Origin of the sequence: Zhongshania sp. (genome assembly GCF_029212375.1) — a bacterium.
Lineage (GTDB): Bacteria > Pseudomonadota > Gammaproteobacteria > Pseudomonadales > Spongiibacteraceae > Spongiibacter.
The window spans coordinates 41745-61001 of sequence record NZ_JARGNU010000008.1 but is presented as its reverse complement, the minus strand read 5'-3'; the positions used below and the strand labels follow the sequence as shown (position 1 = coordinate 61001).

General features: G+C 52.6%; 19 protein-coding genes. 11 read left to right on the top strand and 8 right to left on the bottom strand.

The window, feature by feature from the left end:
• Positions 1–88: 88 nt before the first annotated feature.
• On the top strand, positions 89–523 hold the full coding sequence (locus P1U47_RS10105; protein ID WP_301028700.1) for a hypothetical protein: 435 nt from the start codon (positions 89–91) through the stop codon (positions 521–523).
• A 49-nt stretch (positions 524–572) separates the two neighbouring features.
• Here P1U47_RS10105 and P1U47_RS10100 read toward each other — a convergent pair whose 3' ends face one another.
• The 3 genes from P1U47_RS10100 to P1U47_RS10090 are packed head-to-tail and all read right to left on the bottom strand — an operon-like array spanning position 573 to position 6277.
• The gene (locus tag P1U47_RS10100) at positions 573–1499 is read right to left on the bottom strand and encodes a branched-chain amino acid transaminase (protein ID WP_301028699.1); all 927 of its coding nucleotides are present in this window, start codon (positions 1497–1499) and stop codon (positions 573–575) included.
• A 43-nt stretch (positions 1500–1542) separates the two neighbouring features.
• The gene (gene glnE, locus P1U47_RS10095) at positions 1543–4455 is read right to left on the bottom strand and encodes a bifunctional [glutamate--ammonia ligase]-adenylyl-L-tyrosine phosphorylase/[glutamate--ammonia-ligase] adenylyltransferase (RefSeq protein ID WP_301028698.1); all 2913 of its coding nucleotides are present in this window, start codon (positions 4453–4455) and stop codon (positions 1543–1545) included.
• Between the two features lie 43 nt (positions 4456–4498).
• Complete coding sequence (locus tag P1U47_RS10090) at positions 4499–6277, bottom strand: GspE/PulE family protein (RefSeq protein WP_301028697.1); 1779 nt, start codon at positions 6275–6277, stop codon at positions 4499–4501.
• Positions 6278–6510: 233 nt separating this feature from the next.
• Between P1U47_RS10090 and P1U47_RS10085 the strand changes: the two genes are divergently transcribed.
• From P1U47_RS10085 to P1U47_RS10060, 6 genes are all read left to right on the top strand, one after another.
• Positions 6511–7188 carry a TIGR00153 family protein gene (locus P1U47_RS10085; protein WP_301028696.1) on the top strand — a complete coding sequence of 226 codons (678 nt, stop codon included), beginning with the start codon at positions 6511–6513 and terminating at the stop codon, positions 7186–7188.
• A 32-nt stretch (positions 7189–7220) separates the two neighbouring features.
• Positions 7221–8486 carry an inorganic phosphate transporter gene (locus P1U47_RS10080; RefSeq protein ID WP_301028695.1) on the top strand — a complete coding sequence of 422 codons (1266 nt, stop codon included), beginning with the start codon at positions 7221–7223 and terminating at the stop codon, positions 8484–8486.
• Between the two features lie 114 nt (positions 8487–8600).
• Entirely contained in the window at positions 8601–9746 is a 1146-nt protein-coding gene (argE, locus tag P1U47_RS10075) for an acetylornithine deacetylase (protein WP_301028694.1), read from the top strand.
• Positions 9747–10036: 290 nt separating this feature from the next.
• Entirely contained in the window at positions 10037–12334 is a 2298-nt protein-coding gene (locus P1U47_RS10070; protein WP_301028692.1) for a hypothetical protein, read from the top strand.
• Positions 12335–12426: 92 nt separating this feature from the next.
• Positions 12427–13497, top strand: a complete 1071-nt coding sequence (locus P1U47_RS10065) for a hypothetical protein (protein WP_301028691.1) — start codon at positions 12427–12429, stop codon at positions 13495–13497.
• 41 nt (positions 13498–13538) lie between these two features.
• On the top strand, positions 13539–14153 hold the full coding sequence (locus P1U47_RS10060; RefSeq protein ID WP_301028690.1) for a histidine phosphatase family protein: 615 nt from the start codon (positions 13539–13541) through the stop codon (positions 14151–14153).
• Positions 14154–14518: 365 nt separating this feature from the next.
• On the opposite strand, the gene P1U47_RS10055 is transcribed toward P1U47_RS10060, so the two are convergent.
• Both P1U47_RS10055 and P1U47_RS10050 read right to left on the bottom strand, forming a co-directional pair.
• Positions 14519–14956, bottom strand: coding sequence for a hypothetical protein (locus P1U47_RS10055; RefSeq protein ID WP_301028689.1), 438 nt, complete (start codon positions 14954–14956; stop codon positions 14519–14521).
• A gap of 14 nt (positions 14957–14970) precedes the next feature.
• A complete protein-coding gene (locus P1U47_RS10050; RefSeq protein WP_301028688.1) occupies positions 14971–15276 on the bottom strand; it encodes a hypothetical protein in 306 nt (101 codons plus the stop codon).
• A 169-nt stretch (positions 15277–15445) separates the two neighbouring features.
• On the opposite strand from P1U47_RS10050, the gene P1U47_RS10045 reads away from it, so the two are divergent.
• Genes P1U47_RS10045 through P1U47_RS10035 form a run of 3 tightly spaced genes read left to right on the top strand, consistent with a single transcriptional unit; the run spans position 15446 to position 16491 of the window.
• The gene (locus P1U47_RS10045; protein ID WP_301028686.1) at positions 15446–15622 is read left to right on the top strand and encodes a DUF1328 domain-containing protein; all 177 of its coding nucleotides are present in this window, start codon (positions 15446–15448) and stop codon (positions 15620–15622) included.
• Between the two features lie 52 nt (positions 15623–15674).
• Positions 15675–15875 carry a CsbD family protein gene (locus tag P1U47_RS10040; protein WP_301028685.1) on the top strand — a complete coding sequence of 67 codons (201 nt, stop codon included), beginning with the start codon at positions 15675–15677 and terminating at the stop codon, positions 15873–15875.
• 58 nt (positions 15876–15933) lie between these two features.
• Positions 15934–16491 (top strand): BON domain-containing protein, encoded by a 558-nt coding sequence (locus P1U47_RS10035; RefSeq protein ID WP_301028684.1) that lies wholly within the window; start codon positions 15934–15936, stop codon positions 16489–16491.
• Positions 16492–16589: 98 nt separating this feature from the next.
• Here the strand turns inward: P1U47_RS10035 and rpmG are convergent, their stop codons facing one another.
• From rpmG to radC, 3 genes are all read right to left on the bottom strand, one after another.
• Entirely contained in the window at positions 16590–16760 is a 171-nt protein-coding gene (gene rpmG / locus P1U47_RS10030; RefSeq protein WP_008252729.1) for a 50S ribosomal protein L33, read from the bottom strand.
• 11 nt (positions 16761–16771) lie between these two features.
• A complete protein-coding gene (rpmB, locus tag P1U47_RS10025; RefSeq protein WP_008252730.1) occupies positions 16772–17008 on the bottom strand; it encodes a 50S ribosomal protein L28 in 237 nt (78 codons plus the stop codon).
• Between the two features lie 193 nt (positions 17009–17201).
• The gene (gene radC / locus P1U47_RS10020; protein ID WP_301028831.1) at positions 17202–17876 is read right to left on the bottom strand and encodes a DNA repair protein RadC; all 675 of its coding nucleotides are present in this window, start codon (positions 17874–17876) and stop codon (positions 17202–17204) included.
• A gap of 115 nt (positions 17877–17991) precedes the next feature.
• Between radC and coaBC the strand changes: the two genes are divergently transcribed.
• A complete protein-coding gene (gene coaBC, locus P1U47_RS10015; RefSeq protein ID WP_301028683.1) occupies positions 17992–19197 on the top strand; it encodes a bifunctional phosphopantothenoylcysteine decarboxylase/phosphopantothenate--cysteine ligase CoaBC in 1206 nt (401 codons plus the stop codon).
• Positions 19198–19257 lie beyond the last annotated feature (60 nt).

Below are 19257 nucleotides of genomic sequence, written 5' to 3'. Positions count from 1 at the left end.
AAGCAGGTAACAGGATTCTAACCATGGCATGTCGATAAATCCACTTGCTATGCCCCGCAGGCCCTGTATCTGGCATTAAGACTTTGTCATGTTACACTCGCCGCAGGCCCACAAACCCTTTGCAGAGACATTAATAGCAATGTGCATAACAGCATTAGCCCACTATAAAAAAATCACTCTCATCGTATTAATTATGTTAACCGGCTGCGCGAGCGGCGGCGGTAAAAGAAACGAGATCGGCTTATTCGACACCACGGTAAAAGGCGATGACATTCGCTTATTCCGTTACACCTTGCCTTTATTCAGAGAAAAACCCAAACCCATTACCCAGCGCAGCGATGGCCAGCGGAGCCGGAACGCGGAGCAACGAGAGAGCGAAGAAACACAGTTAAAACGTGCCGAATACTATTTAGAGCAAGACCCAAGAGTGAAGAAATATTGCCCAAAGGGCTATACCATGACCGACAAGTACGCTGTGCTAAATGAAATTATTATTCGTGGCGAATGCCGATACACAGATTAATTTGCACGCACTGAGCCCCGTCGTGCTGAGGCTCAGTGCGCAAGCGCCATTAACGAACTGGCGTTGACCACTCGGGGAACTGCTCACGACGACCTTTTACTTGGTCGAAATACATAGTTTGCAGCTCGGTGGTAATTGGGCCGCGCTTACCGGCGCCAATTACTCGGCCATCCAGTTCACGAATTGGCAATACCTCTGCCGCCGTACCGGTAAAGAAGGCTTCATCGGCAATGTAGATTTCATCGCGGGTGATGCGCTTCTCTTCCACTTCCAGCCCCAATTCTTTGGCAAATTCAAAGATGGTATTACGAGTAATGCCATCTAAGCAGCTGGTCAGTTCAGGAGTGAAGATCTTGCCATTGCGAACAATGAACACGTTCTCGCCACTGCCTTCGGCAACATAGCCTTCGTTGTCGAGCAATAGGGCTTCTTCGCAGCCACTGTCTAGCGCTTCGCGCAAGGCCAGCATCGAGTTGATGTAATGGCCATTAGCTTTGGCTTTGCACATCGAAATATTAACGTGGTGGCGAGTATAGGACGAGCAGCGTACTTTAATGCCTTTGTCTCGCGCTTCGGGGCTCATATAGCTAGGCCAATCCCAAGCGGCAACAATAACGTGCATCTTCAGGTTGTCGGCGCGCAGGCCCATACCCTCGGAGCCGTAAAAACACATCGGCCGCAGATAGGCTTCATCTAAGCCGTTCTCACGCACAACTGCGCGCTGGGCTTCGTTGACCTGTTCTTTGGTCACGGTCATTTCCATACGCATAATATGCGCAGAGCGGAACAGCCGGTCGGTGTGCTCTTGCATACGGAAAATGCAGGTGCCGCGATTTTCTGTTTTATAGGCGCGCACGCCTTCAAACACACCCATACCGTAGTGCAGGGTGTGAGTTAATACGTGGACTTTGGCATCGCGCCAAGGAACCATTTCGCCGTCAAACCAAATCAGGCCATCACGATCAGCCATGGACATCGCGTGTTACTCCTCAAAAAAAGCGGGCGTGCAAAAATTAAAATTAGGTAGAAAACATCAGTTGCTGCCAGAGTCGACTGACATTTTTCCGCTCTGCGCCCAATGCCGCAATGGCAATCCGCCCCTTTTGCTCTTGTAAGCTAAGGCGATGCGCCTGACTTCGAAACGCCTTGTAAGCGTCGATCAGTGCCTGGGTATCCGCGCTCGAAATCAGACCGTTATTATTCAGCGATTCCAGTATGCGAATGTTATCAGTGTAGTGTGTAAGCGGTGGGTGCTGATGTGACCATGCTAAAACGGCATATTGCACCATAAATTCAATATCAACGATACCTCCCTCGCCTTGTTTAAGGTCAAATTCGGTATTTTTATTTACGCCAAGCAGTAAGTGTTCCCGCATTTTCTGGCGCATGGCGATCACTTCCTCGGCCAGCGCCGCCTGTGGCCGCTTTTTGCACAGGATTTGGCGACGCAAATCAGCGAACTTTTCCGCCAGAATGCCATCGCCAGCAACCGCCCTCACCCGCACCAAAGCTTGATGTTCCCAGGTCCACGCTTGGTTTTGCTGATAGTCGCTAAATGCCGTGAACGACGATACCAGCAAGCCCGAGTTGCCAGAGGGCCGCAGACGCATATCCACCTCATACAGCGCGCCGAGCCGCGTAGTGGCGGTGAGTATATGAATAATGCGCTGACCAAGGCGGGTAAAAAACGTGCCGGCATCCACCGGCCGGTCACCACTAGTAACCGCGCTGGGCGGTAAATCATGCAGAAACACCAAATCTAGATCTGAGCCATAACTTAGCTCGATGCCGCCCAACTTACCGTAGCCCAGCACCACAAAGTGGCGACGGTCATCACCGTCCGGCACCGGACTGCCGTGTTTATCGAGCAAATTCTGCCAGGCGATGTCCAGCACCGCTGCCAACACCACCTCGGCAATCGCAGTGAGGTAATCACTGACTTTCATTAAAGGCAAGCTATCAGTGACTTCAGAGGCGGCAACCCGCAGCACATGGGCAAGGCGAAAATAGCGCAGCGCCTCCATTTGCGCCTCTAGATCGTCGCCTTCGATACGCAATAATCGCTGCCGCAACTCGCTCGTCAAGCCGTCTTGATCGGGCATGGAATACAGACTACTGGCGTCGAGCAGCTCGTCTAGTAATACGGGGTGCGCTGCGAGCTGCCGGGCAATCCACGGACTGGCGTCACACAGCCCCACCAAGCGACCACGGGCACCTGGGTTTTCGATGAGCAATACCAAATAAGCGGTGCGGCGCAGCACCGCTTCGATTAAGGGGATAAGCCGCAACAGGGTTTCGGTGGGCGCCGACACCCCACAGATATCTTCCAGTAAAAGCGGCAGCAAGCCGTAGAGCCGGTCGCGGCCACGGCCCTGCATGCGCTGCACGCTGGCGCCTTTTAGTAAGGCAACCAATAAGCGCGCCGCCTCTTCAGCGGCGTCGAAGCCCGCTTCTTCAAGGGTGCCGCGCACGCCATCTTGCTGAAGATCATCAAGCATCGAGCGCCAGCGCTGATGGCTGAGATGGGGGCGCTCGGCCTCGGTTTCCACTGGCGCAATAACATTGGCAAAACAACAACTTACTCTGTTTCTATGCTCAGTTAACGCCGTCGCAAAGGCAGGCCAATCACCGCCAAAGCCCATCGCTAATGCCAAGGCGCAACGCTCGCCATCACTTTGCGGCAATTGCTGGGTTTGCTGGTCTCGCCAGGCTTGTATGGCGTGCTCGGTATTGCGCAAGAAGCGATAGGCCTCAATTAACTCAGCCACCACCTCACTAGGCAAATACTGCTGCGCCGCCAACTCGCGCAGAACTATTTGCAACTCTAAGACCTGCAGAGCGATTTCCTGACCGCCGCGAATCAGCTGAAAACACTGGGCAATAAACTCGATTTCACGAATTCCCCCCGCACCCAATTTGATATTGTCCTGCAACTGGCGGCGCAGCACCTCGCGCTGAATCATGGCCTTCATTTCACGCAGGGATTCAATGGCCGAAAAATCCAAGTAGCGGCGGTACACAAAGGGCCGCAGCTGATCTAAGAGCTGCGCACCGGCAGCGCGATCACCGGCAATACAGCGCGCCTTAATTAGGGCGTAACGCTCCCAATCTCGCCCCTGATCTTGGTAGTACTCCTCTAGGGCATCAAAGCTAATCACCAATGGCCCGCTCTGGCCATAGGGCCGCAGCCGCATATCCACCCTAAACACAAAGCCGTCGGCGGTGCGGGTATCTAGCGCCTTTATAAGACGCTGACCAAGGCGAATAAAGAACTCTTGATTATCTACACTGCGCGCCGCGCCAACGGTTTCGCCGGCTTCGGGATAGGCAAAAATAAGGTCGATATCCGAGGACAAATTCAGCTCGCCTGCCCCTAATTTGCCCATGGCGATCACCACCAATTGCTGTGGCTCGCCGGCTTTAGACTGGGGATGGCCGCGCTCTTCGCATAGTTGACGATGCAAAAAAGCCAAGGCCACATCCACACAGGCTTCGGCCATATAGGATAAATCGGCGACGGTTTCTTCCATTTCAGCGAGGCGATTTAGATCTCGCCACACAATGCGCAGCCAGTGCCGGTTGCGAAATTGGCGCAGCACTTGCGCGAGATCATCGGCATTTTCACAATCTGCGCAAGCGGCGCTTAACTCAGCTCGCCAATCCTCTGGCGCCAAGCTATTTTCCAATAGGCCGGCAGCATCTAGGCTCCGCAACCAGCTCGGGTGGCGAACACAAAATTCAGATAGCGTGTGACTACAGGCCAGCGCTTGCAATAATTCAGTTCGCCGAGCAGAGCCAGCAAAGCCTCGATACCACTGCGCCTGCTCGCTATCGCAGTGTTCGAGCAGGCTCTGCCAGCGCTGTTCAACATCTGCACATAGAACCGTTGGCAGCTCGCCATCTTGCAGCGCTAAATTCTCTACTGATGTCATATCGCCTAGCCTTCTCTTTATTTATTGGTTTTGCAGTGACGGCTTACTGAGTTTGCACTGGCGGCGCGACCCTCAACACCTCGGCAATGGTGGTTTCACCCCTAGCGACCTTCTGAGCACCGCTAAGCCGCAGGGTGCGCATACCATTTTTCATGGCGAGGCGGCGCAGATTATCCAGTTCGATATCATCACCAATGGCCGCTTGGATCGATCCTTCTACCGGCAAAATTTCGTAAATGCCTTGGCGACCATGGAAACCGGTATTCCGGCATTCCAAGCAGCCCGGTGCGTGGAATACCTGCTTGGGCGGCGCGACCTTCCACGGCGCGGTTAAGGTAGTCCACTCGGTTTCATTGAGGGTGGTGGCTGCTTTGCAGTGAGGGCACAAGGTTCGCACCAATCGCTGGGCCATCACCCCAAGTACGGTGGCGCGAATCAAATACGCGGGCACGCCCAGTTCCAGCAAGCGAGTAACTGCCGAAGGGGCATCGTTGGTGTGTAAGGTCGAAATGACCAAGTGACCGGTAAGCGCGGCCTGTATCGCCATTTCGGCGGTTTCTAAATCGCGAATTTCACCGATCATGATGATGTCTGGGTCTTGACGCAGCAACGCCCGCACCCCACCGGCAAAATCCAGATTGATATTGTGCTGCACCTGCATTTGGTTAAAGGCGTCTTCAACCATTTCGATGGGGTCTTCAATGGTGCAGACATTCACCTCAGAGGTCGCAATTTGCTTGAGGCTAGAATACAGGGTGGTAGTTTTACCCGAGCCAGTGGGGCCGGTGACTAAGACAATACCGTGAGCGGAGCGAATCATACCGTCCCAGCGCTGACGATCTTCGCCGCGCAGGCCAAGCTCGTCAAAGCTGCGCAGCAATACTTCGGGATCAAAGATCCGCATTACCATTTTTTCGCCAAAGGCGGTGGGCAGGGTCGACAGCCGCAACTCGATTTCGGCGCCGCCAGGGTTCTTGGTTTTTAAGCGACCATCTTGAGGGCGGCGCTTTTCCGCCACGTCCATGCGGCCAAGTATTTTTAGGCGGCTTACTACAGCGGTTAGTACCGTGGCGGGGAGTTCGTAAACATTGTAGAGCACGCCGTCGATACGAAAACGAACATTGCCCTGCTCGCGGCGCGGCTCAATGTGAATATCACTGGCGCGCTGGTCGTAGGCGTATTGCAGCAACCAGTCGACAATATTCACCACATGTCCGTCGTTGGCATCGAGGTCTTTTAAATTGCTGATTTCCAGCAATTGTTCAAGATTGTTGCTGGCGTTGCCGCGCCGGCTATTGTCACCGCTGGCGCCGCGCACCGATTTGGCTAGGCTGTAGAATTCGACCGTAAAGCGGTCTATGGCCTCGGGGTCGGCGAGTACCCGCCTAATAGGCCGTCGCAACACCTGCTGCAAATCGCTTTCCCACGCGGTTACAAACGGCTCACCACCGGCAATAACCACTTCTTTTGGACTCACCGCCACCGCCAAGATCCGGTGGCGCTGGGCAAAGGCAAAAGACATCACTTCGGTAACCGCGGGCACATCGATTTTTAAGGGGTCAATGCGCATCGACTCTTGACCGCAGTGGGCCGTCAGCCATTCCAGTAGATTGTCCATGTTCAGCGCACGCCCCTGCCGTGACAGGTCGGCCAATTGCTCGCTAACAATATAATTAAGGACGTGCTGGATTTTGTCACCATTGCGCGGCGGGCTAATGCGCAAGCGCTTAGCGCTAGCGGCATCAATAATGCCATCGGCCACCAATTGCCGCAGCAATCCACCGGTTTCTAAGGGCCCAGTTGTTTTGATTTGGCTTTGCATAGCCGAGCTTAACCTCTCATTCGTAGTTCGGTCGCTATCGTTCAGTTGTTCTAATTCAGTTGTTTAAGAGCATTCGCAATGCGTTCTAGCCATTCAGAAACACCCTTTCATTATGGCAAGTCTCTGTCAAATTACACCCGCTCTAACACAACACGGTTAATAACTGGTTACAGTCCGCTGACCTCAGTATAATCCGCCCACTTATACGACTGACGATAATCAGGAGTCGCATCATGCCGTTAAATTCGCTGGGCCATCTGTTCGGAAAATCCCCATTCGAACCGATACAGGAACACATGAAGCAGGCGCAAGCTTGCGCCGCTGCACTCAAACCCTTTATTGACGCGGTGCTCGCCGACGACTGGGACGCGGCTGAAAAAGCCCAACAAGTCATCGTTGACCTAGAAAACGAAGCCGACAAATTCAAAAAGCAGGTTCGCCTGCAATTGCCAAACAACTTATTCCTACCTGTACCCCGCGCCGACCTGCTTGATTTGGTCAGTATGCAAGATCGCATCGCCAACTGCAGTAAGGATATTGCCGGTTTAATGCTGGGCCGTAAAATGCAGATCCCCGCGCCACTCGCAGACCCGCTCCGTGAGTATGTTGCACTGGCGATTGCCACCTCGGCCCAAGCCATGAAAGCGATAGAGGAGCTGGATGAACTGCTCGAAACCGGCTTCCGAGGCCGTGAGGTCAGCTTGGTAGAAACAATGATTGAGGAGCTAGATCGCCTAGAGCACTCAGCCGATAAGCTGCAAATCGATATTCGCGGCGAGCTCTACAAAATAGAAAAAGACCTGCCACCTGTCGATGTGATGTTTATGTATCAAACCATCACCCTGATCGGCGAATTGTCTGATAAATCCCAAAAAGTAGGCTCGCGTCTGCAAATCGTTATTGCTCGCTAATAAGCCGGCACAAGCTTACAGAAGGAATTCACATGTCAATTATTGCTGAACACGGGCAGTTATTGCTTATTTTAGCCTGCCTTTTCGGCTTCTTTATGGCTTGGGGCGTTGGCGCAAATGATGTAGCCAATGCCATGGGCACGTCGGTGGGCGCGAAAGCACTCACCATTAAACAGGCGATTTTAATCGCCATGCTCTTCGAATTTTGCGGCGCGTATTTGGCCGGCGGTGAAGTGACCGAAACCATTCGCAAAGGAATTATTGACCCCGCCTTTATCGCCGACAGTCCCGATTTACTGGTCTTTGGGATGCTGTCATCACTCTTGGCTGCCGGCGTATGGCTGTTTGTGGCCAGCATGATGGGCTGGCCGGTTTCTACCACTCACTCTATTGTTGGCGCGCTGGTCGGCTTTGCCGCCGTTGGTATCGACACTGACGCTGTAAACTGGGGCAAGGTTGGGCAGATTGTGGCCAGTTGGGTGGTATCACCGGTGATGGCTGGCACCATCTCCTTCGGCTTGTTTCTCAGCGCCCAACGCCTGATATTAAATGCGCCCAAGCCCTTTGAGGCCGCCAAAAAATACATTCCCTTTTACTTGTTCCTAGTCGGTTTTATGATCGCTATGGTTACTTTAACGAAGGGGCTTTCCCATATTGGATTAGGCTTAAATTACAACCAATGCCTAGGCTATTCGGTGCTTTGCGGTATCGTTGTTGCTGGGATCGGGCAGTTGTTTTTACGCCGCATTAAAGATGTGCCCTCGAGCGATGGTCGCTTTCGCTTTGCGAGTGTGGAGCGCATGTTCGCCGTACTCATGGTATTTACCGCCTGCGCCATGGCCTTTGCCCACGGTTCTAACGATGTTGCCAATGCCATTGGCCCCGTTGCCGCCGTGGTCAGCGTAATAAAATCCGGCGGCGTGATTGGCGCCAAATCGGCCCTACCCGGCTGGATATTGCTGGTTGGCGCCGGCGGCATTGTGTTTGGCTTAGCCACCTACGGCTTTAAGGTTATTGCCACCATTGGCACTAAAATCACCGAGCTAACCCCCAGCCGCGGTTTTGCCGCCGAGTTGGGCGCCGCCTCAACCGTCGTCATCGCATCCGCTACGGGGCTGCCTATCTCGACTACCCACACCTTAGTGGGTGCGGTGTTGGGCGTCGGCTTGGCGCGGGGTATTGCCGCATTAAACCTGAGCGTGATTCGCAATATCTTTATGTCGTGGATTATCACCCTGCCCGCCGGTGCCGGCTTGGCGATTGTATTCTTCTTCATCTTTAAGGCGATCTTCCTCTAGCGAAGCACGCCCCCGAGACAAACAATATCAGCACAAGCCGCTGCTATTGTTTGTCTGACTCGCTACAATATCCCCTCATTCGCCAAGCGGCGACAGTGATAAATGGCGAAATCTATGAGCTCAAACAATGTTCTGTCTATGCTGGCAGAGCTGGTCAAACTCCCCTCGGTTAGCTCCACCCTGCCCAGTCGCGACATGGGCAACATCAAGGTTATTGAGCAGCTGGCCAACTGGCTGGAACCGCTGGGCTTTGCTATTCGCATACTGCCCATCGCCGGACATCCCAACAAAGCCAACCTCGTTGCCACCCTTGGTAGCGGCAGTGGCGGTTTAGTGCTCGCCGGCCACACCGACACCGTGCCCTGTGACGACTCGCTTTGGCATAGCGACCCCTTTGCCCTCACCGAGCGCGATGGCCGCTTATACGGCTTAGGCAGCACCGACATGAAAGGCTTCTTTGCTATTGCAATAGAAGCCCTAAAGCCCTTTTTAGAGAAACCGCTTACCGCGCCACTGATTATTCTGGCCACCGCCGACGAAGAGAGCAGCATGGACGGCGCTCGCTCGCTGGTGCACGCCGATGTGTCTGGCGCCCGCTATGCCGTGGTCGGCGAACCCACCGGCCTCAGGCCCATGCGCGCCCACAAGGGCATTGTGATGAAGGGCATTACCATTACCGGCCGCTCAGGGCACTCCTCTAACCCTTTACTTGGCAATAACGCCATGGACGCCATGCACGAGGTGATGAGCGGCCTTATGCAGCTACGCCAAGAGCTGGCGATAAAATACCAACATCCCGGCTTTAGCGTGCCAACCCCGACCTTGAATTTTGGCTGTATTCACGGCGGCGACAATCCCAACCGCATCTGCGGGCAGTGCGAGCTGCATTTTGATATTCGCACCACACCGGGTATGAACAACGATGAGCTCGACTCCCTGATTCAAAAAGTGCTCACCCCCGTGGCAGAGCGCCGCGCCATTAACATTGGCTTGCGCGCCTTAATGCCAGGCCTCGCTGCCTACGAAGAGCCAGCCAACTCCGACATAGTTACTCTGGTAGAAAAACTTACCGGACAAGAAGCAGGCACCGTTGGCTTCGCCACCGAGGCGCCGTTTTTTCAACAGCTTGGCCTGCAAACCATTGTGATGGGACCAGGCTCAATTGACCAAGCTCACCAGCCCGATGAGTTTATGGCGCTGGATCAAATTCAACCGACAATTGATGTGTTACATCAAATGATTAAGCGGTATTGCAACTGAAATATTAGTAAATTAATTACTAAATTTACTTGATATAGCAGCAATAAGTGGCTAAAACGTAATAGCGTTAACGTGTCGTATCGCTCGCGAATAAAAATGCGTCTTCTTTTGACTGCTCATTGTTGTTCCTCTTGATTGCACCGCAACACATAAAAAATCAATCGATAAGTACCTAATCGGATTACTGCCAACACACTGAGGTGTTAGCACTCTGGGCAGGAGCCCACTGTTTAATACGGACGTTAACAGCGTAGTAATGCTGCCGATATAGGTAAACAAGGAGATGTTCCATGCGTCAAATTCCTAGGTTCCAAAAATTCCTTCTACCCTTGGCCATCGCCGCCAGTCTCGCCGCCTGTGGTAGCGACAGCAATAAGGGCGGCTCTTCTTCTACTGCTGCACCAAGCAGCGTTGGTGGCACAGCCTCTAAAGGGATTATTATTGGCGGCACCGTCAATGCCTACGCCATAGCCGCCGACGGCAGTATCGACAAAGCAACGCCGCTTGCCGACCCAGCCGTAACGGCTGAAGACGGCACCTACAGCCTGACATTGAATAGCAGCTATGTAGCCGGCACCGCGATTTTCATTGAAATTAGTGCCGAAGACGGCGCAACCATGCGCTGCGATATTGCGCAGTGCGGAACAGTAGACGGCACGCCGGTACTTTTCGGCGACACCTACCCGCTGGCGCCGACATTCACCATGGCGGCAACACTGCCCAAAGCGAGCTCAGACACCGTTACTGTTAACGTAACGCCACTTACCAACATTGCCTCACAACTCACACTGCAAAAAGTGGCTAGTGGTGCCCAGCCGTCTGCTGCCGCACTCGCATCGAACGCTCAAATTGCCAACCGTTTAGGTATTGCTGGCGGCTTAATAAACCAAGCCATTGTCGACATCACCAACGCCGACGCCGTCAACGGCGCCACAAAAGAAGCACTTGCCTACAATTTAAAGGCCGCCGCTGCCATTGCTGCCACCTTAACTGGTGACTCCAGCCTATCGCTAGAAGATGCGGTAGCCAGCTTAAGCACTCAATTTGTAAACGGCGGTATCGCAGACAAAGAAGCCACCCCATCGACCGCAGTAACCATCGAGGAGCTATTAGAAGCCGCACTCACCCTCCTCGACGCAGTAAAAGCCGTTGAGGGCGTCGATAGCGAAGACGAAGAGCTGAATGGCACAAGCACCGATATTGCGGCAGCAGAAGCCGATGCCGAACAAAATGGCAGCACTACCCCCAGCCCTGGGGATATTCCCGACGACGTCGGCAGTGAAGGCCTCATTGCCACCAAGGCGTTTGTAAAACAAGTGCGCGATCTGGCCAATGCGGGCGTTATCACGGAAAATCACGCCGCGTTTGCCCACCAAGTTGAACTCGCCGCACAGGTGTTTGCCGACGATGGCGAAATCGTTGCCGAAGCAATGGGCCTCGCCCTAAATGCTATCGCCAATGCCGTGGGCGAATATGAAGACGCCGAGGGCGCCAAGCCAAGCTCATCTACCACCGATGGCGTTACTGTTAGCATCAGCGTTTCCGGCGATACTGAAACCTATGCGATCAGCCAAGACGTAAGTATTGGCGAGACCTCGGTCGCGCTAGCATTAAGCGCAGTCAATGGCAGTGTTATTAATGAAGACAGCAGCGAAGAAGACAACGACGACGGCAGCACAAGCTACGCCGAATCCGGCACTGCAAGCTTCGCCTTGAGCATTTCAGGCAGCGCAGAAAGTAGCGCCGCCAAGCTGTCAATTGACGAGGGCTCAGCACTGAGCGGCGCATTTAGCTACAGTGACGAAGGCACTGAACTGGAAACACAAAACAGCTACAACGATGTGTGGGACGACAAGGTCACCGTTGAAGATGCAGCAGCCAACCTTAGTGTTACCTTAGCCCAGCTTGGCGGGGACAACCCCGTTTCATTTACCGGCGCCATGAACATTGAGCTCGATCTGCTCAGCTACGCTGAGACCGGCGAATACGACAGTACTTACACCGAAGTAATAGACACTCAATCTGAAGAATATACTGAAACCATAAAGGTAGAGGGCCTCGACATTACCCTGTCAGGCGTGTTCAGCGATACCACAGGCAACAGCATCAGCGCTACGCTGGCGGCCAGCCTAACTAACGCGGAAGAAAGCTGTGAGTACATGGATGAATCAAGTTACAGCGGTCAAAATGGCTACTCATTTTCTTACTCATATGAATGTAATGAGGAGACTGAGCAAGACTACGCCATGGGTAGTTTGAGTATCATTTTTGATATAAACCTAACCGGCGTTGCCGATGATATCAATGTGAGCTTTAGCGCCAGCCGCACCGGCCTAGAAACCGGTGAGGGTAGCCTTAGCCTAAGCTATGGTGGCAAGCAGCTTAATCTAGCGTATCAAGGCGGGAATTCCGTGTCACTCAGCAATCACAATGACGTAACCCTCGTATTGACCGAAACTGAAGTCGATGAAGAAACCAGTGTTAGCGGCGTTATCAAGATCGGCGACGATAAATTCGCAGATGTTAGTGACGATTCTGGCACCCCAGTTGTTCGATTCTCAGATGGCAGCTTTGAAACACTAATGTAAGCGCAGTTCTTGGCGTATTAGGGAGGCTACGGCCTCCCTTTTTTATCATTTTAATCTTATCTATACGCTGTATAGCCTTCATGGAATCTTTTATGCGCGCCGTCATCGCGATCATTTTTAGCAGCTATGCACTTATCAGCTTTGCCGCAACACAAGACACCGAGTACTACTCCGATATCGAGAGCCTCAGCTACAGCCAAGCCGCACCCATAGAGCAAATGATTCACGATCTCGATGGCGCGCCTTTAAAATCTGGGAAATACGCCTTTACGCACAACCAAGCTGAAATTGGCCTGCGCAAAAATAATTTTGAGTTTAGTTACTTTTATCGCTACGACTATTATTTAAAATTTAATAAAGACACTGGCCAGCTGGCCTATTTACAACGCAACGATTTGGCCTTGCCGCAAAATACCCATTACGATATTTACCTGCGGCCCAACCACCTCCGTGCATGGGGTTTAAGTGCGGCCTATTTTTATGACATAAATCCACAACTGGCGCTAAAAACGCGGATCAACTATTTGCGCGCCACCCACACCACCGACGGCTACCTAAAAGGCCAACTAAACACTCTTGACGACGGCTACCAAGCCCAGCTCTACCTTAATTACGGATATAGTCGCGACACCCTGCTCGACCGCCCCGAAGAAGACAGCGATGGGCACGGCGCCTCCCTCGACATTGACCTGCGCTGGCAATTGAACAAACGGATCAACATCGACTTTAGCGGCCGAGATATGCTGTCGTTTATCCAGTACCGCGACCTCACCTACACCACGGCCACCGCCAACACCGACAATATCGCCTTCGACCAGAACGGGACTATCGACACCAAACCCACTGTTAGTGGCGTTGAACGCTACCGCGACCAAACCCAGCGCTTAGCCGCCCGCTACTCACTAGTTGGCAGCTATAAAATTAATGCCCAACACGCGCTAGATACCGAACTATTTACCTATGATCGTCGTGTATTTCCACGCCTAGGCTACCAAAGTAATTGGCAAAACAAGCAGTGGCGCCTCAACTACGATTTACGCAGCAAAGCTTGGGGGCTGAGCATCAAAGGCCAGTATTTTAATATCGGCCTACGCACCGACGCCCTCGACTGGGAGGATGCACAAGCTCTGGAGCTTCAGCTCGGTGTAAACCTGCAGCTGTAATCCGTTGTATAATCAGGGCCACGTTTATACAGGTAGCACTTATGACCCAGCCAAGCACCGGCCGACTCTGCTTTGTTCGGCACGGCCAAACCTTCGCCAATATTAATAAAGTGTGGCATGGCCAAACCGACACCGAACTAACCGAAGAAGGCTATGAGCAAACTCGACGACTAGGTGCATATTTCCCTCAATACCTGCGGGCCGATGTAATTTACACCAGCCCCTTGCAGCGCGCGCGTATCACCGCCGAGGCGATAGCCTCAGCTTTTGATTTAACGGTAATACACGACCCGCGCCTGATGGAATTCGACCTTGGCGACTGGGAGGGCAAGCGTTTTTCTGATCTCGTCGCCGAGGGCGATGTTTTAGAGCAGATTGTTCACAACCCCGATTTCACTGCCCCCAATGGCGAGTCACAGAACTTGGTTAAACAGCGAATTGTTGCCGCGGTAGATGAAATCGCCGCCAAACACCCCAATGACAATGTCATTATTGTGGCCCACGGTGTGACCATTAGTATTGCCCTTGCCCACTATCTTGATGGCGACACCACCCTGTGGCCAAAATACGGTAAACACAACACTGCGTTTACCGAGATTTGCCTGCGCAGCAAGCAATTACTCAGCTTTAATAAAATCGACCACCTCAACGACTAAGCGGCCGCGACCACCACTCGGCGCGAGGCCGCAATCACGCCCCATCTTTCGAGGCGCCGCGGCAAGCGCAGCGCCTTGCCTGCAGTGCTCGATTCAACTGCCTATCCAGTAAATCCACAAGTAAGCGACTACACACCGTGGAAGTATTAGCTTCATTTACATATTGTTGAGCGGAACCTTTTTTGCTTTTAGCGCCGAGACATAGTCCCGCGCACACTCCCAAGCCGAGCGCGGCAATAAGATTCTCTGTTTTCGCTAGCTTGGTTGAAAGATGACCTCGATAACCGCGGTAGCGACGGAATAATACTTGCTGACGTAGTTTTTGACGGTCTTGTTGTCGAGCAATCGCCTGCTCTAAACAGCGTTCAGTGCCCATTGCTCGCCCCTTTGTTCGCTCCACTCGGCGCATTTGCTGTTGGCCTCACTGCAAAACCATGCAAGCGACTGCACATGCGACGCCAACACCACCACGCCATAGCCAAATTGCAAAGCACCGCCACTAGCATCACTAGCACCGGCGGCGCACCCATTAGCACTGCGACTTCATACAGCGCGAGCAAGCCACTACACCATGCCGCCAGCAGCAGTATTAATGTGGCTACCCACAACAGAAACATTTTGCACAATGACAATAAAAACCGCTGGCCGTGCAATTGCGCCAGCGTTATATAAGAATCCAGGTAATCACTACAGGCTGCCGACAATTGCGCTAGGCTCTCTTCTTGAAATGCGGAATCATCGCTGGGTAAGTCGCCACCACCCTGTTGGGTGGTGGCTTTCGGCGTATTCCACTCATCGTTCATTGCGCTACTCCGCACTATTTGCGAAATATATACGCCAGAATGGTGCCCAGCAAAAATGCTAAGCCAATACTTTTAATGGGGTTTTCTCGCGTGTAATCACCCACCACAGCTGTTACTTCTTTAGACCGGCTACGCGCCGACTCGGCCAATTTATCGGCATGGCCGCGCAATTCATCAGCGAGCTCTTTCAAGCGTTCTTCACTGGTACCGGCCATTGCCGCTGCGCGATCAACCGCCTCATGCACTCGCTCCGCCGCACTATCGGTTTTTTCATGGCCACTATTTTTAGATGAATTGCTCGCTACTTTTGCGTTTTCCATATTCATTCTCCCATATTAATAATTGCGGTATGCGTGTTGACAGCAGCAAGCTTATTAAGTTTTTTATTATTTTTTAAAAATAAATTTTTGAACTAAGCGCTAACGCGCGGTCAGAATTACTACTGTTAGCAACATAACTACTAACAACACTGCAAAATACGGAGTCAATATGCTGGGATGGTCACTGATTTTCTTTATCGTTGCCCTTATCTCTGCCGCCCTAGGCTTTGGTGGCATAGCTGGCGCGGCAACTGGCATTGCAAAAATATTGTTTTTTGTTTTTTTAGCATTACTTGTTATATCAATGCTAATGCAGGCACTGCGGGGCAAACCACCTCGCCTTTAAAAATATTTCATTTTTAAAAATGAAATATTTCTTTCATCAAGAGGAGTACGTTATGAATCAGGATATTGCAGAAGGTAAATGGAAACAGTTAAAAGCGCAGATTAAAGAAAAATGGGCTGATTTAACTGATGACGAAATCGAGCAAGCGCAGGCCAATAACGAACACTTTATTGGGGTTATTCAAGAGCGCTATGGCATCGCCAAAGACGAAGCCGAAAAGAAATTTAATGAGCTGAAAAAGAAGATATCTTAAACGCCAAATTAAATTCAAAAGTTTGAATTTTTAAGCGTCGAATTTTATGGAGAAAAATATGACTATTAAAAAGACATTAGCGGGTGCCATTGTTCTTTCTACTATTAGTATTACTCCCGTACTCGCCAACGACTGGCAGGGTAAAACCAATGATGCGTGGCTAGATGGCAAAATAGAAACTGCGCTCATGCTTAACAGCGAGCTTAACAACTTTGAAATAGACACCAAGGTCGACAAGTCTAAAGTGCTGTTAACAGGTACAGTGAACAGTGAGATTGAAAAAGACCTGGCAGGAAAAATTGCCGAGAATGTTGACGGTGTTAAGTCGGTTAACAACGAGCTCAACGTAGACCCTAACTACACCAGCAAAACCGCGCGCGCTGGCCAGAACTTCAGCCGTACTTGGCATGATTTGAATACCACGGCGGGAATTAACATCAAGTATGCGGCCAACGATGACATTGAAGCCACCGCCATTGATGTCGACACCAAAAACGGCAAGGTGAAGCTCACCGGCACCGTTAAAAGCGACACCGCCCACGATCTCGCCATTGAGATTGCCAAGGGCTTTGACCACGTCAGCGATGTTGAAGACAATCTGCAGGTCGTCAACTAATAGCAGCTAGCTGGCCACGATATGGCAGCAATAAAAAAAACCGCGCCTAGCGCGGTTTTTTTTACGAATGCTATAAACCAAAACTGCTTAAATAGCAGTTACTTGATTTTAGCTTCTTTGTACATCACGTGCTTACGTACTACTGGATCGTATTTTGAAAACTCAAATTTATCCGGAGTATTACGCTTGTTCTTGGTGGTCGTGTAGAAGTGACCAGTACCCGCGCTGGAAACCAGACGGATTTTGTCGCTTGCGCCTTTCTTAGCCATGAGCAGACTCCTTAGAATTTTTCGCCACGGGCGCTAAGGTCAGCTAAAACGACCTCGATACCCTTTTTGTCAATAATACGCATGCCTTTGCTAGAAACGCGCAAAGTAACAAAACGCTTCTCTGCTTCAACCCAAAAACGGTGGCTGTGCAGGTTTGGCAAAAAACGACGACGAGTGCGGTTTTTTGCGTGTGATACATTGTTTCCGGTTACCGGACGCTTGCCAGTAACTTGACATACTCTAGACATGATAGTCGCCTCTTCAACCTTAATCCGCCTGCGCGGTGCAAAAGGTTTATAAAATCAGGTTCAAACCGGGCCGCCGCGCGTTTACCTATACTCGGGAGTCCTAAGAAGATGTGAATCCCGGACACGGCCCAAATGGAGCGCGACTTTATACCAGAAGGAGCCAGAGCAAGCAAGTTTTACTGTAAAATTTTACTCAGACCAAGCCCCGCTCCGCCAGTGAAATTACCTCTGGACCCGCCACCACGCAGTGGTCTAACAGACGGATATCCAACAGAGCCAAGGCCTCGCGAATCCTTTTGGTAATGCGCACATCAGCATCACTGGGTTCCGCCACCCCCGAGGGGTGATTGTGGGCCACGATCAACGCCGCTGCGTGCAGCTCTAGGGCGCGGCGCGCGATTTCCCGCGGGTACACCGCAGCGCCGTCAATTGTCCCATAGAATAGTGGCTCGTATAAGAGTAGCCCGTGCTGGTTATCGAGGTACAACACCGCGAAGACCTCGCGCACCTCTTGGCGCAGCTGAGCCAACAGAAATTGGCGGGTGGTGGCCGCGCTCGCAAACACCGGCCGCTGGCGCAAATCCTCGGCCAAATAACGCCGCGACATCTCCACCACCGCCTGCAACTGCACAAACTTGGCGCTACCCAAACCATGCGAGCGGCAAAAGCGCTCTTGGCTGGCGGCCATCAGTGCACTTAAACCGCCGTGCTCGGCCAGCAGCTCCCGCGCCAAATCCACCGCCGACTTGCCTTTAACGCCGGTGCGCAAAAATATCGCCAACAGCTCAGCGTCGCCCAATGCCGACGCGCCCCGCTGCAAGAGTTTTTCCCTAGGTCGCTCATCCGCTGGCCAATCCCGAATTGCCATATCACCCTCCTTGGTGAGACTCTCCCGCTGAGAGTAGGACTTATACCGGCGCCGGTAGTCGCCAGCGCCGATAAGCTTCATAATACCGCCAACCTCAGCGATGACGAATGGCAATATGAAACAACTGAGCAATAGACATATTTTATTAGGCGTGAGCGGTGGCATTGCCGCCTATAAGAGCGCCGAACTGATCCGTCGCCTCAAAGACCACGGCGCCGATGTGCGGGTGGTTATGACCGCCGCGGCAATGGAGTTTATTACCCCACTCACCTTACAAGCGCTGTCTGGCAACCCAGTGCATACCACCTTGCTCGACCCGGCTGCAGAAGCTGGCATGGGGCATATCGAATTGGCGCGCTGGGCCGACCTGATTCTAATCGCCCCTGCCAGCGCCGACTTTATGGCTAGGCTTGCCAACGGCCGTGGCGACGACTTACTCACCACCCTATGCTTGGCCACGCCCGCGCCCATTGCCCTTGCACCAGCGATGAATCAGGGCATGTGGCGAGACGCCGCAACCCAAGCCAATGTCGAAACCCTAGCGAAGCGCAACATCCACCTCTTTGGCCCCGCCGCTGGCGAACAGGCCTGCGGCGATATTGGCCCCGGCCGCATGCTAGAAGCAGAAGACTTGGCGGCCCGCTGTGCAGGGCTGTTTAACAGCCGCCTGCTGGACGGAATTCACCTAACCATTACCGCCGGCCCAACCCGCGAAGCCATCGACCCTGTGCGCTATATTAGCAACCACAGCTCCGGCAAGATGGGATACGCACTGGCCAGCGCCGCCGCCGATGCTGGTGCACTCGTAACCTTAATCAGCGGCCCCACGAACCTAGCCTGCCCAGAGCGCGTTAAGCGGGTTGACGTGGTCAGCGCCGCAGATATGCATAAAGCAGCCATGGCGGAGATGGGGCTCTGCCAAGTGTTTATCGCCTGCGCCGCCGTTGCCGATTATCGACCAGTGAACTGCGCCGAGCAAAAAATCAAGAAAACCGATGACAGTATGCGCATAGAACTGGTGCGCAACCCCGATATTGTTAGCGCCGTGGCCAGCCACCCTCAGCGCCCATTTACAGTGGGCTTTGCCGCCGAAACCCAAGACCTGCTGCACTACGCCAAGGACAAGCTAGAGCGCAAAAACCTTGATATGATCATCGCCAACGATGTGGCCAACACCAGCATCGGCTTTAACGCCAGCGACAATGCGGTAACCGTGCTCTGGCCCAGCGGCAACCAAACCATTGCACAAATAGGTAAGCGGCAATTAGCAACGCAGTTGATCGCCTTGATTGCACAGCAATTTCTTGATGCAGAAAACTAGACAGACTGCCAAGAGCCTTCCATTATGAAACGTAAATCTATTAGGGCGACACGACAGCGG